Annotated in this window: 11 protein-coding genes; 6 read left to right on the top strand and 5 right to left on the bottom strand. The window is 71.8% G+C overall.

The window, feature by feature from the left end; genetic code table 11:
* Window positions 1-88: 88 nt before the first annotated feature.
* From CSC64_RS10680 to CSC64_RS10670, 3 genes are all read right to left on the bottom strand, one after another.
* Window positions 89-1,201, bottom strand: a complete 1,113-nt coding sequence (locus CSC64_RS10680) for an NAD(P) transhydrogenase subunit alpha (RefSeq protein ID WP_162435309.1) — start codon at window positions 1,199-1,201, stop codon at window positions 89-91.
* 695 nt (window positions 1,202-1,896) lie between these two features.
* Entirely contained in the window at window positions 1,897-4,212 is a 2,316-nt protein-coding gene (locus CSC64_RS10675; RefSeq protein ID WP_162435308.1) for a DUF1631 domain-containing protein, read from the bottom strand.
* Window positions 4,213-4,343: 131 nt separating this feature from the next.
* Complete coding sequence (locus CSC64_RS10670) at window positions 4,344-6,548, bottom strand: DUF1631 family protein (protein ID WP_162435307.1); 2,205 nt, start codon at window positions 6,546-6,548, stop codon at window positions 4,344-4,346.
* 135 nt (window positions 6,549-6,683) lie between these two features.
* Between CSC64_RS10670 and CSC64_RS10665 the strand changes: the two genes are divergently transcribed.
* The 5 genes from CSC64_RS10665 (at window position 6,684) to CSC64_RS10645 (ending at window position 10,460) form a co-directional block, all read left to right on the top strand.
* Complete coding sequence (locus tag CSC64_RS10665; RefSeq protein WP_162435306.1) at window positions 6,684-7,319, top strand: nitroreductase family protein; 636 nt, start codon at window positions 6,684-6,686, stop codon at window positions 7,317-7,319.
* Between the two features lie 5 nt (window positions 7,320-7,324).
* A complete protein-coding gene (locus CSC64_RS10660; RefSeq protein ID WP_162435333.1) occupies window positions 7,325-8,281 on the top strand; it encodes a 5'-3' exonuclease in 957 nt (318 codons plus the stop codon).
* 10 nt (window positions 8,282-8,291) lie between these two features.
* Entirely contained in the window at window positions 8,292-8,876 is a 585-nt protein-coding gene (locus CSC64_RS10655) for an NUDIX hydrolase (protein ID WP_162435305.1), read from the top strand.
* Window positions 8,854-9,696: an N-formylglutamate amidohydrolase gene (locus tag CSC64_RS10650; protein WP_162435304.1), complete on the top strand. Its 843-nt coding sequence runs from the start codon at window positions 8,854-8,856 to the stop codon at window positions 9,694-9,696. Before CSC64_RS10655 ends, CSC64_RS10650 begins: the two co-directional genes overlap by 23 nt.
* Before the next feature lie 92 nt (window positions 9,697-9,788).
* On the top strand, window positions 9,789-10,460 hold the full coding sequence (locus tag CSC64_RS10645; protein ID WP_202922362.1) for a DUF2242 domain-containing protein: 672 nt from the start codon (window positions 9,789-9,791) through the stop codon (window positions 10,458-10,460).
* Window positions 10,461-10,541: 81 nt separating this feature from the next.
* On the opposite strand, the gene pip is transcribed toward CSC64_RS10645, so the two are convergent.
* Together pip and prmC are read right to left on the bottom strand one after the other, a co-directional pair.
* Window positions 10,542-11,486, bottom strand: a complete 945-nt coding sequence (gene pip / locus CSC64_RS10640; RefSeq protein WP_162435303.1) for a prolyl aminopeptidase — start codon at window positions 11,484-11,486, stop codon at window positions 10,542-10,544.
* An 83-nt stretch (window positions 11,487-11,569) separates the two neighbouring features.
* A complete protein-coding gene (prmC, locus tag CSC64_RS10635; protein ID WP_162435302.1) occupies window positions 11,570-12,412 on the bottom strand; it encodes a peptide chain release factor N(5)-glutamine methyltransferase in 843 nt (280 codons plus the stop codon).
* 214 nt (window positions 12,413-12,626) lie between these two features.
* On the opposite strand from prmC, the gene ahpC reads away from it, so the two are divergent.
* On the top strand, window positions 12,627-13,190 hold the full coding sequence (gene ahpC, locus CSC64_RS10630) for an alkyl hydroperoxide reductase subunit C (RefSeq protein WP_162435301.1): 564 nt from the start codon (window positions 12,627-12,629) through the stop codon (window positions 13,188-13,190).
* The last annotated feature ends 119 nt before the right edge of the window (window positions 13,191-13,309 follow it).

Raw genomic sequence — 13,309 nt, 5'->3', positions numbered from 1 at the left:
CGTTGAATGTCGCGCCACCAAATGGGAATCGGGTCGCCCCCTGAAGTGGGCTCCTACAGGGAAGGGCGGCGGGGGTGGCGCTTCCGGGTCAGGCGGCTGGCGGCTGCGCGGCGGCCGGCGGCGCCGGCCAGGCGGTTTTCGCCAGCAGTTCGTCGTTCCAGTCGAAGGCCAGGCCTTCGTCCTTCTTCAGGAACAGGGCGACGAAGTTGTAGACGTTGCGCGCGTACATCTCGCTGGCGTGCACCGCGCCCATGCTGGCCAGGTCGAGCGGACCGGCTACGGTGACGCCGCCGGTCTCGACGGTTTCGCCCGGGCGCGTGGCTTCGCAGTTGCCGCCGGTCTCGGCGGCCAGGTCGACGATCACGCTGCCCGGCTTCATGCCCTCCACCATCGCGGCGGTGACGATCTTCGGCGCCGGGCGGCCGGGAACGGCAGCGGTGCAGACCACCACGTCGATCCCCTTGAGGTGGTCGGCCAGGCGGCGCTGCTGTTCGGCGCGTTCTTCGTCGGTGAGCTGGCGCGCATAGCCGCCCTCGCCCGCTGCGCTCACGCCAAGGTCGAGGAACTTGCCGCCCAACGATTCGATCTGCTCACGCGTCTCCGGGCGCACGTCGAAGCCCTCCACCTGCGCGCCGAGCCGGCGCGCGGTGGCGATCGCCTGCAGGCCGGCCACGCCGGCACCGACGATCAGCACCTTCGACGGGCGGATGGTGCCGGCGGCGGTAGTCAGCATCGGGAAGAAGCGCGGCGCCAGCTGCGCGGCGATCAGCACGGCCTTGTAGCCGGCCATGCCGGCCTGGGAGCTGAGCACGTCCATGGCCTGGGCGCGGGTGGTGCGCGGCAGGCGTTCAAGCGGGAAGGCGCGGATGCCGCGGGCCTGCAGCGCGGCGGCGCGGGCTTCGTCTGCCTGCGGATGGAGCACGCCGACCAGGGTGGCACCCTGCTTCAGCCCGGCGATCGCGTCGGCCGGCGGCGGCTGCACGCACAGCACCAGGTCGGCGGTGGCGCGGGCGCCTGCATCGGCCAGTTGTGCGCCGGCGGCGAGGAAGGCGGCGTCGGTGATGCCGGCGCCCAGGCCTGCGCCCGCTTCGACCCGCACCTGCACGCCGGTAGCGAGCAGCTTCTTCACCGTTTCCGGCGTGGCCGCGACGCGCTTCTCGCCCGCGGCGACTTCCTTCAGCACCAGCACTTCCACCGCCATGCTTCCCCCGACTGCGCTGTACCTCCGACGATGCTAGCAAAACGCGGCGTCCCCACGCGGGGCGGGCGATGGTTTCATCCGTAGCGGGTGTTGCGGGCAGCTGGAAAGATCACTACTTCCGGCTGCGGGTGGCTGGAAGGCTGGAAGGCTGGAAGGCTAGAAGGCTGGAGGGTGGAGGCTGAAGCCGGAATCCGGAATCCGGAAGCGGGAAGCCGGAAAGCAGGAGCGTCGGCTCCGGCGGGGGCCGCCGTACCTTGGGTATATGGCCCACCCTTCGGGACGACATCCTGTCTTTACGAAGGGCCGTGGCACATCCATGTGCCACTTGGGCCATATACCCAAGGTACGGCGTCCTTTCGCGATCTTCCGGGTCGTGGCTTCTATTGCCGCTGAGGTCGAGGCACCGCTCTACAGGGCCGACGTGGCTGGAACGAAAGAAGCCATGACCGCAACGCCGCGACAGGACGTCGTTCTGTCGCATTGGGGGTCGAGCGGCACAGGGATGTGCCGCGCTCGCGAACTGAGGCAGGGACGCCGACGTGAGCGACGACCCCCAGTGCGGCAGACCGGCGGCCCCGTCCGGGGCCGACGCTTTTGCTCTCGAGCGCAAGAGTGTCCCCGGCCTCCCTCGCGCGCACAAAAAAGGCCGCGACGTCGCCGTCGCGGCCCTGCCCGGATCCCCCGGTGTGCTTGTCTCAGTGCAGCGTCGCCGCCTGTGCCGGCGCCGCCACGTCCAGGCGCTCGATCACGCCCTGCATCGCGCTGTCGAACGCACCGTCGTCCTCCACGTGCGTGCGCAGGCGGCCCAGGCGCACCATCACCGCCAGTTCCTCCGGCGAGGCCACGCAGAAGCGTACGCCGCGGCGGTTGACGAACAGCAGGCGCGAGGAGATCGGGCTGCCCCACGACCGCTTGCCCGCCTGCACGCGGCCCTCCCGGTCGATGAAGTCCAGCCAGGTGCCCACCGGCAGCGCGCGGAAGCGCCCGGCGTCGGCGTTGTCGAAGTCCAGGGTGTCGGTGCCGGCGACCAGTTCGATCGCGCCGCGGTCGACCGGCGCGGCCGGCTGCGGCAGTGCCACCGCGGGCAGTTCCGGCAGCGGCTTCTCCAGTTCCGGGCGCGCGTCGGCCACCGCCTGCAGGGTGTCGTGCAGGGCGCCGATCGCCTCTTCCGCCGCATCGCCGTGCAGGCCGACGCTGGCGAACACCTGGCGCAGGCCCGGCTGCCAGTTCTGCAGCCAAAGCTTGCCGACGATGTGCCGCTGCGCCTCGCCCAGTTCCTCGAGCACGCCGTCGGCCAGTTCCAGCGCCTCGGCGAACACGTCGCCCAGTTCGCCCTCGCGCAGCAGGGCCAGGGTGATGGGGTGCTGCCACGGATTGCGCAGGAAATCGGCCACCGCCTGCGGCAGTTGTCGTTCCTGCAGGCGCTGGCGCACTTCGAATTCGGCGCGGCTGCGCGCCAGTTCCAGCCGTTCCTGGCCGCGCTGGATCTCGGCGGCGCGGCGCTCGGTGACCTCGATGCGGCGGCGGTGCTGGTCGAGGAAGTCGCGGAACTCTTCCTCCAGGGTCATGAAGATGGCCAGATTCTCGTTGAACTCGGCCACCAGCCGGCCGGTGACGTCCTCGACCTTGGCCAGCAGGGTGCGCTCGGCCGCGCTCTCGCCCTGGTTGCCCTCGCAGGCCTCGGCCAGCGCGTTGAGCAGGCGCCGCGCCGGATGGGTCTTCTGCACGAACATGCGCCGGTCCAGCAGCGCCACCTTGACGAACGGCACCACCAGGCGGCCGATCAGTTCGCGCGGGCGGCCAGCCAGGTCGCGCTCGTCGAGCAGCACGTCGAACAGCATGCCGACCAGGTCGATCGCGTCCTCGTCCTTGGCGTCCAGGCGGGTGTTGGAAGGGTCGACGCCGAGCTGGCTGGCGTTGGCCAGGACCTCGCTCTTGAGCCGCTGCGACAGCGACTCCTGCTCGTCGCCGATGGCCGCGCTCAGACTGGCGCTGGGTGTGGCCTGCAGCAGCGACAGCACCGACAGCATCTCGCGCTGGCTCAGCGGGCGCTGGCCGGCGGCGGCGGCCTGGACCTGGCCGGCGGCCTGCTCGGCGCCGCCGCGCAGTTCGCGGCTGTGCTGCAGCATCTGGTGCAGTGCGTCCAGCAGCATGCCGGACCCGCCCGCGGCGGCCCCCTCGCCCATGCCCGCCACGTCGACGCCGTGCTGCTGCATCGCGCCGCGGGTTTCCTGCCAGCGCTGCATGAAGCGCGTGGCCCAGGCCGGGGAATATTCGTCGCCGGCCGCGTCTGCCCAGCCGTGCGCATCGCGCTCCGGCGTGCGGGCGTGCCGCGCCGGCGCGCGCGCGCTGCCGGACGGCGTGCCCGCCAGCACGCCTTCGCGCACCAGGCTCAGGTCCAGCGCCTCGTACAGCTTGGCCACCGTGCCGGCAAGGTCGCGCTCGCACAGCTTGATCAGGACCAGGCGCACTTCCGGTGCCAGGTCGCAGGGAGCGAAGGCCTCGCGCACGGCCACGCCGATGTGTTCGGGGCTGGCGGGGTTGCTGTCCGCGTCCAGTTCCAGGCCGCCGGCGATCCAGCCCAGGCGACGGTCCAGGCGCGACAGCACGGCCTTGCAGTCGCGCAGCATCACGCTGGCCAGGTTGCGCGCGGCCAGCCTCGATTCCAGTTCGTGCTCGCCGACCAGGCTCAGACCGCCGGACTGGCCGGACAGCGCGACCTCCGCCGACAGCGGCGTGCCGGCCTCCAGCGCGCGCCATGCCAGCGTCAGCTGTGCGCGGAAACCCGCGGCGATCTCGTCGCGGCGGCGGCGCAGTTCGCGCATGCCGTCCAGGAACAGCAGTTGCGAGGTGCCCGCGCGTTCGGCACGGTCGAAAAGTACGTCGTCGTAACGCGCCACCGAGGCCGCGAAGGCATCGGCCAGCGGGCCCAGGAACGCGTCGCGCGCACGTGCGATGAGCAGCGGAGCGAAGCGGGGATCGAGGGTGGGATCGGCCTGGCTGGGGGACATGCGCGCAACTCCGCTGTTCGCGGTCGATGGAAAAACAGGCGCGGCTCCCCCAAAAGCCACGCGGCCATCGTACGGAGTGCGGCCAGCGGCGACCGTGACCGGATAGACAGTTCGACGCCCGGGATCCGGCTTCAGGCCGTGACGGCACCGGTTTCGAGCGAATCGACCGCCGCCTGCATCGCGCTGTGGAAGGCATCCTCCTCGCGGTGCAGGCGCAGGCGCTCGAGCTGGACCATGGCCGCCAGTTGCTCGGGCGAGGCCACGCAGAAGCGCGAGCCGCGGCGGTTGACGAACATGCGCCGCCCGGAGATCGGGCTCACCCAGGCCAGCTTGCCCGGCTGAACCTGGCCGAAGCGGTCGACGAAGTCCAGCCAGGTGCCCAGCGGCAGCGCCTTGAAGTAGTCGGCCGTGTCCATGTCGAAGCCGATTTCTTCCGGTGCCTCCTCCGGCAGCGGTGAAGGCGGCTCTTCGACGGGAGGCGGCGGCGCAACCGGCTGGGGCGGCAGTTCCGGCGCCGGCAGGTCGGCGGCGCGCTGGCCGCGCAGTACGTCGACCAGGGTGCCGGCGGCCGCCTCGGCCGTCGCCGGGTCGAGCCCGGCCTCGCCGTAGATCCGCTGCAGTGCAGTCCGGTGCGAGTCCAGCCAGGGCCCGGCGATGCGCGGCGAAGCCTCGCTGGCGGTGAGCAGGCCATCGGCCAGGGCGATGGCCGTTGCCACGCCCGCGCCGCCGGCGCCTTCGCGCAGGGCGGTGCGTTCCATGTGCTGCGCCCAGGGGCGGCGCAGGAAACCCTCCAGCACCGGCGGCAGCGACCTGCCGCCGGTGCGCGAAGCCACCGCCTCGTCGGCGCAGGCGCGCGCGGCGGTGCGGCGCTCCTCGGCGCGCTGCAGTTCCGCAGCGCGGCGCTCGGCGATCTCGACCCGGCGCCGGTACTGCTCGTGGTAGGCGCCGAATTCGGATTCGGCCTGCAGGAACACGCCCAGGTGCTCGTCGAAATCGCGCACCACCCGTGCGGTGACCGCCTGCCCCTGGGCCAGCAGCGCCAGCTCGGCGGCGGTCTCTCCCGGATTGCCGTCGCAGGCGTCGGCCAGCATGTTGAGCAGGCGCCGCACCGGATGGCTGTCGCGCACGAACAGGCGCGGGTCCTGCAGCGCGACCTTGGCCACCGGCGCCAGCAGCTGGCCCAGCACCGGGCGCAGGTCCAGGCGCAGTTGCGACTCGCCCAGCATCGCCTGGAACAGCAGCGCCACCAGGTCCAGGGTGTCGGCGTCGGCCGGGTCCAGGCGCACCGCCGCGGCATCCACGCCCAGCCGCGAGGCCTGCGCCAGCACCTCGCGGCGCAGCCCGGCGCGCAGGTCGCCGCCATGGTCCATGTCGTCGAAGCCGGCGTGCGGCGCGGTCTGCAGCAGCGACAGCGCCGAGACCAGTTCGCGCGGCGAGAGCGCGCGGCGCGCGCCATCGGCATCGGTCGCGTCGGTGCGCGCGTCGTGCAGCAGCCGGTGCAGTTCGGCCGGCAGCAGTTCGTGCTCGCCGCGGGCGTGCACGTCGATCGCGTCGCGCGCGGCCAGGTTGCGGGCGCCGCCCTGCCACTTGCTGAAGAAGCGGGTGACCCAGTCCGGCTGCCCGGCCATGCGTTCCGCGCGGGCGCCCGGCAGGCCGGGGATGCCGCGGCGGCGCGCGCGCCCCTCCGGCAGCTCGGCCTGGCGGGCGATCCCCAGCAACTGGCCGTCCAGGGTCGCGTACAGCGCGCCGACCCGCTCGAGCAGGCCTGGCTCGAGCAGCCGCCCCGCGGCCAGCGGCGCGCGCGGCGGGAGACGCGTGGCGGAGAACGCGGCGTACACCGCCACGCCCAGGTGTTCGGGCCCGATCGGGTTGTTGTCCACGCCGATGCGCAGGCCGCCGGCGATGAAACCCAGGTAGCGGTCCAGGCGCATCAGTTCCGGTCGCCAGTGCTGCTGGATCGCACCGGCCAGGTTGCGCACCGCCAGCCGCACTTCCAGTTCCGACTCGCCGACCAGGGACAGGTCGCTGCCACCGGCCAGGGTGTGCTCGACCGAAACCGGCCGGCCGGCCTCCAGCGACTGCCAGGCCTTGGCCAGGTGCGCGCGGAACGCTGCGACCAGCGACTCGCGTTCACGCCTCAGTTCCTGGACCGCGTCCAGGTAGTCCTTCTGCGCGGCCGGCGGCGCCTTGTCGGCGAGCTGGAACAGGCCGGCGCCCACGCCCTGCAGCTCGGCCGCGAACGCGTCCGACAGCGGCAACAGGATGGCTTCCCGGACCGTTTCGAGCAGGCCGGGATTGCGGCTGGGGAGGTCGTCGGCGAAGGGCGGTGTCTGCATCGGCCTCGTGAAGGTAAGGCGCGCACATGAACCGCGTGTGCAGGCCAGGTCCGTCCCCGTTCCGGGGCGTGCGGAAGTGGGCGCCTATACTTCCCACGTCGGCACGCCGCGGCCGGACTTGAGCGACGCGAGATTATGCATACGAACACAGCCCTGCAAGCCTTGGACGCACGCCGTTCGGTGCCGTCGATGGACCTGGGCGAACCCGGCCCGGACGAGGCCACCCTGCTGCGCATGCTGCAGTCGGCGGCGCGCGTCCCCGACCACGGCCGGCTGGTGCCGTTCCGTTTCGTGCGCATCGCCGGCGACGCGCGCCACGCGCTGGGTAGCTTCCTGGCCGCGCGCGCGCTGCAGCGCGACCCGGCCGCCCCGCCGCCGCAGGTCGAGAAGGACCGGCAGCGCTTCTCGCACGCGCCCGTGGTGGTGGCGGTGGTGGCGCGGCTGCAGGCCGGGCACAAGGTGCCCGAGCAGGAGCAGCTGCTCAGCGCCGGCTGCGCCTGCTTCGCCCTGCTCCAGGCCGCACAGGCGCTGGGCTTCGGCGCGCAGTGGCTGACCGCATGGATGGCCTACGACGCGGAAGTGGCGCGGGTGCTGGGCCTGGGCGCGGGCGAGAAGATCGCCGGCTTCATCCATATCGGCACGCCCTCGCGGCAGGTGCCCGAGCGCGAGCGGCCCGATCCGCGCGCGCTGCTGTCGGACTGGAACCCGGACCTGGCGCACGCGGGCGCAACAGTGGGGAGCAGCGGGGCAAGCCCCGCTCTGCGTCCGTGAGCCCGGTGGACGCGGCCGTGCCGGTGGCGCGCCCGGCGTTGTACCTGGTCGACGCCAGCCTCTACGTGTTCCGCGCCTGGCACTCGATGCCGGACGAGTTCCGCGATGCCCACGGCTGGCCGACCAACGCCGTGCACGGCTTCGCCCGCTTCCTGCTCGACCTGCTCGAACGCGAACGGCCGGCGCACATCGCCATCGCCTTCGACGAAGCGCTGGACAGCTGTTTCCGCAACCGCCTGTACCCGGCCTACAAGGCCAACCGCGAGCCGGCACCGGAGGAACTGCGCCGCCAGTTCGCCCACTGCAAGGCGCTGTGCGCCGCGCTGGGCCTGGCGGTGCTGGCCGACCACGACTACGAGGCCGACGACCTGATCGGCAGCGCCCTGTACCGTGCGCGCCCGGCCGGTTACCGCGGGGTGATCGTGTCGGCCGACAAGGACCTGTCGCAGCTGCTCGGCGAGCACGACGAGCAGTGGGACTACGCCCGCGCCCTGCGCTGGGGCGCCGACGGGGTCAAGGCACGGCACGGCGTGCACGCGCACCAGATCGCCGACTACCTGGCGCTCACCGGCGATGCGGTCGACAACATCCCCGGCGTCGGCGGCATCGGCGCCAAGACCGCGGCGGTCCTGCTGGGCCATTTCGGCAGCCTGGACGCGTTGCTGGAACGGATCGACGAAGTCGCCTTCCTGCGCCTGCGCGGCGCCGCCCAGGGCGCCGCGCGGTTGCGCGAGCAGCGCGAGCCCGCGCTGCTGTGGCGGCAGCTGACCACCATCGCCTGCGACGCGCCGCTGGGCTACGACGGCCTGGCCAGCGCGCGCGGCCAGGCCGACCCGGAAATGCTCGATGCACTGGCCGCCACGCTGCGCTTCGGGCCGATGACCCGGCGGCGGTTGCGCGTGGCCGCGGGACTGGTCGCGGACGGTCCCGCTGACATGCCACCGTCGCCGCTTCCCGCGTAGCATGGGACCCATGACCCACGACTCCGGCTCCTGTCCCGCCACGTCCGCCACGACCGATGCGCCCCACGTCGTCTATGAAGGCCGCTACCAGCGCATGGTGGTGCGCGGCAGCTGGGAGTATTCCGAGCGCACCCATCCTGGTGGCCTGGCGGCGATCATCGTCGCGGTGACCCCGGAGGACCGGGTGCTGTTCGTCGAACAGTTCCGCATCCCGCTGCAGGCGCGCACGATCGAGATGCCGGCCGGGCTGGTCGGCGACATCGACGCGGGCGAGACGATCGAGCAGTCGGCGGTACGCGAGCTGGAGGAAGAGACCGGCTGGACCGCCGACCATGCCGAGGTGCTGATGACCGGCCCGACCTCGTCCGGCGCGAGCAGCGAGAAGATCGCCTTCGTCCGCGCCACCGGCCTGCGCAAGGTCGGCGAAGGCGGTGGCGACGGCAGCGAGGACATCACCGTGCACGAAGTTCCGCGCGCGCACGCCGCGGCCTGGCTGGCGGCCAGGCTGGGCGAAGGCTACGAACTGGACGCCAAGCTCTGGGCCGGTCTGTGGATGATCGACCACAACCTGGATGGCAGCCCGCGTGCCGGCTGAGCCCGCCGCGCGCCTGCCCGGCGCCGGCGACCCGCCTCCGTTCGAGGTGCTGAATCCGCACGGCGCCTCGCCGTGGCTGTTCACCGCCGACCACGCCGGCCAGGCGATCCCGCGTGCACTGGGCGACCTGGGCCTGCCGCCGGGCGCGATCGACCGCCACATCGGCTGGGACATCGGCATCGCCGGCGTCGCCCGCGAACTGGCGGCGCGGATGGATGCGTGGACGATCCTGCAGGCGTATTCGCGGCTGGTGGTCGACTGCAACCGGCCGCTGGATTCGCCCACGCTGATCGTCGAGGCCAGCGACGGCACGGCGGTGCCGGGCAACGCCGGCCTGGACCCGGCCGCGCGCGATGCGCGGGTGCGTGGAATCTTCCTGCCCTACCACGACGAAATCACCCGCGCCCTGGACCTGCGCCGTGCGCGCCGCCAGCCGACCCTGCTGGTCACCCTGCACAGCTTCACCCCGGCGATGGCGGGCGTTCCGCGGCCGTGGCACTGCGGCGTGCTCTACCACCGCGATGCGCGCCTGGCCCACGCCCTGCGCGACGCGCTGGCCGCCGAGGGCGACCTGGTGGTGGGCGACAACCAGCCGTACGCGGTGAGCGACAGCAGCGACTACGCGGTCCCGGTGCACGGCGAGGCGCGCGGCCTGCCGCACGTGGAGCTGGAGATCCGCCAGGACCTGATCGCCGACACCGCCGGCCAGCAACTGTGGGGGCAACGCCTGGAGCGCCTGTTGCGCGCGCTCGAACCGCGGTTCGCCGGCGCTTCCGGCCTGCTCGCGGCGGCGCAGGCTGAGCCGTACGTGAATCCGTGACCGGCTGCACTGTAAACGGTACCAGTCCGGGTACTGCGCGCCGCCGCCCATCCGGCATACTCGCCCGGTCCCTCATTCCACCCCGATCCGCGATGCCTGTGTCACGCACGTTCCTGCTGCCCGCCCTGCTCGCCGCCACGCTGGGCGGCTGCGCGGTGGGGGACGCCATGAAGAAGGACGTCCCCAGCGCCTACGAGGCGTTCGACTCCGCCAACACCTACTCGCGCAGCTTCGACCATTCGCCGTCGCAGGCCTGCGAGGCGGCGCGGCGCGCGCTGCTGAGCCAGGGCTTCGTGGTCGGCCGCGCCGAGACCGACGTGGTCGAGGCGCGCAAGTACTTCCAGCAGAGCGAGAGCCACGAGCAGGTGGAGTTCCGTGCTGTGTGCATGCCGCAAACCCGCGGCGACCAGCAGACCCTGGTGTTCGTCAACGCGGTGCAGGACCGCTATGCGCTGCGCAAGAGCAACACCAACGCCAGCCTGGGCGTGAGCGCGCTGGGTTCGCTGTCGCTGCCGATCGGCTCCAGCGACGACTCGCTGGTCAAGGTCGCCAGCGAGACCCTGCAGGACCCGAATTTCTACAAGCGCTTCTTCAGCGTGCTCGAGCGGTTCCTGCCCGAGCAGATCGAGCGGCCGACGAAACCGGCGGCCGCGACCCAGCCGCAGCCGCTGCTGTTCCCGGTGCTGCAGTACGCGCAGCCGGCGCCGGCGGCGGAGCTGCCGGTGGAGAAGGAAGCGGAACCGCCGCGGCCTGCCCCCCTGTAGGAGCGGGCATGACCGCGACACGACGCTGGCACGGGCGACGTCGTCGTATATCCGACGACCGGGTCGCGGTCATGCCCGCTCCTACAGGGCGAAGGCGTCGGTGGCGCGCACTAGGGCGTCGATGTTCTGCTCTTCGAACGCGGAGTGGCCGGCGGCGGGGGTGATCTCCAGCTTCGAGCCCGGCCAGGCCTTGTGCAGTTCCCAGGCGTTCTGCAGCGGGCAGACCACGTCGTAGCGGCCGTGCACGATCACCCCGGGGATCCCGGCGATGCGGTGCGCGTCGCGCAGCAGCTGGTCCTCGACCTCGAAGAAGCCGCCGTTGACGAAGTAGTGGTTCTCGATCCGGGCGAAGGCCAGGGCGAAGCGCGGATCCTGGTGGCTGGTGACGAAATCCTGGTCCACGTGCAGGTAGCTGGTCGCCGCTTCCCACACGCTCCAGGCACGCGCCGCGTCCAGGCGCACGACCTCGTCGTCGCTGGTCAGGCGGCGGTGGAAGGCCGAGATCAGGTCGTGGCGTTCCACCGGCGGGATCGCGGCCAGGTAGTGCTCCCACGCGTCCGGGAACAGGCGGTTGGCGCCTTCCTGGTAGAACCACTCCAGCTCCCAGCGGCGCAGCATGAAGATGCCGCGCAGGACCAGCGCGGTGACGCGTTGCGGGTGGGTTTCGGCGTAGGCCAGCGCCAGGGTCGAGCCCCAGCTGCCGCCGAACACCTGCCAGGCCTCGATGCCGAGCTTCTCGCGCAGCTTCTCGATGTCGGCGACCAGGTCCCAGGTCGTGTTGTCGACCAGGTCCGCGTGCGGCGTGGAGCGTCCGGAGCCACGCTGGTCGAACAGCACGATGCGGTACTTCGCCGGGTCGTGGAAGCGGCGCATCTTCGGGCTGCAACCGCCGCCGGGGCCGCCGTGCAGCAGCACCACCGGCTTGCCCTGCGGGTTGCCGCACTGCTCGTAGTAGAGCTCGTGGCGGCCGTCGACCTTCAGCGTGCCGGTGTCGAAGGGTTCGATCTCTGGAAAGAGCATGCGCATCGCGGGCCTGCCTGCAGCGGAAAACCCGCATTGTATCGGCCCCGCCACGGCACTTCCCGTGAGCGCACCTTGCGGCGATCGCCTCAGCCCGGCAGCCGGCCCAGGGTGACGCGGTCACGGTCTTCCAGGTCGCGCGCGGTCTCCACTTCGACGAAGCCGGCCTGTTCCAGCAGCCCGCGCACCGTCGCGCCCTGCTCCAGACCGTGCTCCAGCAGCAGCCAGCCGCCGGGTACCAGATGCCGCGGCGCAGTGGCGGCGATCGCGCGGATCGCGTCCAGCCCGTCGCTGCCGGAGGACAGTGCGCGCGGCGGCTCGTGGCGCAGGTCGCCTTCGTCCAGGTGGCGGTCGCCTTCGGCGATGTAGGGCGGGTTGCTGGCGATGAGGTCGAAGCGGTCGTGGCCCAGCGCTTCGCACCAGTCGCCGCGGCGGAACCAGACGTTGCCCAGGCCCAGCGTCCGGGCGTTGCCCACCGCCACCGCCAGGGTCGCCTTGGCCACGTCGGTGGCGACCACCACCGCGGCCGGACGCTCGCTGGCCAGGGCCAGAGCGATCGCGCCGCTGCCGGTGCCCAGGTCGGCAATGCGCGCCGGCCGGTCCGGCCCGATCCGGGCCAGCGCCAGCTCCACCAGCAGCTCGGTCTCCGGGCGCGGGATCAGGGTATCGGCGGTGACTTCCAGGTCCAGGGTCCAGAAGCCGCGGCGGCCGGTGAGGTAGGCCACCGGCTCGCCGGCGGCGCGGCGCCCGACCAGGGCGCGGAAGGCGGCCGCCGCGTCCGCCGGCACCGGATCGGTGGCATGGGCGAACAGCCAGGCACGGTCACGGCCGAGGACATGGGCCAGCAGCGGTTCGGCGTCGGTGCGCCCGATCCGGGCGCAGGCTTCGCGCAGCAGGGCGTCAAGGCGGGGGGCAGGTGCAGGGGAATCCATCGCGGCACCTTGGCGCAACCGTGGCTGGCTGCCAATCCCCGGCCGGATCGGCGCTGCGGCACCGCACCAAAGACCTGACCTTGAAAATCAATAGATGGCGCCTATCTATTTAATCCCGTAAATCGATTTGATACATCTATCACGACTGCCTAACATGGCCGCCGACGCCCGCTCAGCGGGAAGTGCCCTCCCCCCCCACCGAAGAAGAGACCCCATGTCCCTGATCAACACCACCGTCAAGCCGTTCAAGGCTACCGCCTTCCAGAACGGCGAGTTCATCGAAGTCACCGACGCCAGCCTCAAGGGCAAGTGGTCGGTCGTGATCTTCATGCCGGCCGCCTTCACCTTCAACTGCCCGACCGAGGTCGAGGACGCCGCCAACAACTACGCCGAGTTCCAGAAGGCCGGTGCCGAGGTCTACATCGTCACCACCGACACCCACTTCTCGCACAAGGTGTGGCACGAGACCTCGCCGGCCGTCGGCAAGGCCCAGTTCCCGCTGGTCGGTGACCCGACCCACCAGCTGACCCGCGCCTTCGGCGTGCACATCGAGGAAGAAGGCCTGGCCCTGCGCGGCACCTTCATCATCAATCCGGAAGGCGTGATCAAGACCCTGGAAATCCACGACAACGCGATCGCCCGCGACGTCGCCGAGAGCCTGCGCAAGCTCAAGGCCGCGCAGTTCGTCGCCGCCAACCCCGGCCAGGTGTGCCCGGCCAAGTGGAAGGAAGGCGCCAAGACCATCGCTCCGTCGCTGGACCTGGTCGGCAAGATCTGAGTCCCGCCCGCCCTTCCCGCGTGCGGCGGGAAGGGCGGGCGGGACTCAGATCTTGCCGACCAGGTCCAGCGGCTGGCTCTTATACAAATCTCCTTTCCCACCACACCCCCCACCCCACG

The sequence above is a fragment of the Pseudoxanthomonas koreensis genome, from assembly GCF_010093225.1.
Lineage (GTDB): Bacteria > Pseudomonadota > Gammaproteobacteria > Xanthomonadales > Xanthomonadaceae > Pseudoxanthomonas > Pseudoxanthomonas koreensis.
This window is presented reverse-complemented; position numbering and strand designations above follow the sequence as displayed.

Bases quoted from the DNA above. Each gene is read 5' to 3' on its own strand.
- CSC64_RS10680 (WP_162435309.1), bottom strand. From the start codon at position 1,201: ATGGCGGTGGAAGTGCTGGTGCTGAAGGAAGTCGCCGCGGGCGAGAAG.
- prmC (WP_162435302.1), bottom strand. From the start codon at position 12,412: ATGGATTCCCCTGCACCTGCCCCCCGCCTTGACGCCCTGCTGCGCGAA.
- CSC64_RS10670 (WP_162435307.1), bottom strand. From the start codon at position 6,548: ATGCAGACACCGCCCTTCGCCGACGACCTCCCCAGCCGCAATCCCGGC.
- CSC64_RS10665 (WP_162435306.1), top strand. From the start codon at position 6,684: ATGCATACGAACACAGCCCTGCAAGCCTTGGACGCACGCCGTTCGGTG.
- CSC64_RS10650 (WP_162435304.1), top strand. From the start codon at position 8,854: ATGGCAGCCCGCGTGCCGGCTGAGCCCGCCGCGCGCCTGCCCGGCGCC.
- CSC64_RS10645 (WP_202922362.1), top strand. From the start codon at position 9,789: ATGCCTGTGTCACGCACGTTCCTGCTGCCCGCCCTGCTCGCCGCCACG.
- pip (WP_162435303.1), bottom strand. From the start codon at position 11,486: ATGCGCATGCTCTTTCCAGAGATCGAACCCTTCGACACCGGCACGCTG.
- ahpC (WP_162435301.1), top strand. From the start codon at position 12,627: ATGTCCCTGATCAACACCACCGTCAAGCCGTTCAAGGCTACCGCCTTC.
- CSC64_RS10655 (WP_162435305.1), top strand. From the start codon at position 8,292: ATGACCCACGACTCCGGCTCCTGTCCCGCCACGTCCGCCACGACCGAT.
- CSC64_RS10675 (WP_162435308.1), bottom strand. From the start codon at position 4,212: ATGTCCCCCAGCCAGGCCGATCCCACCCTCGATCCCCGCTTCGCTCCG.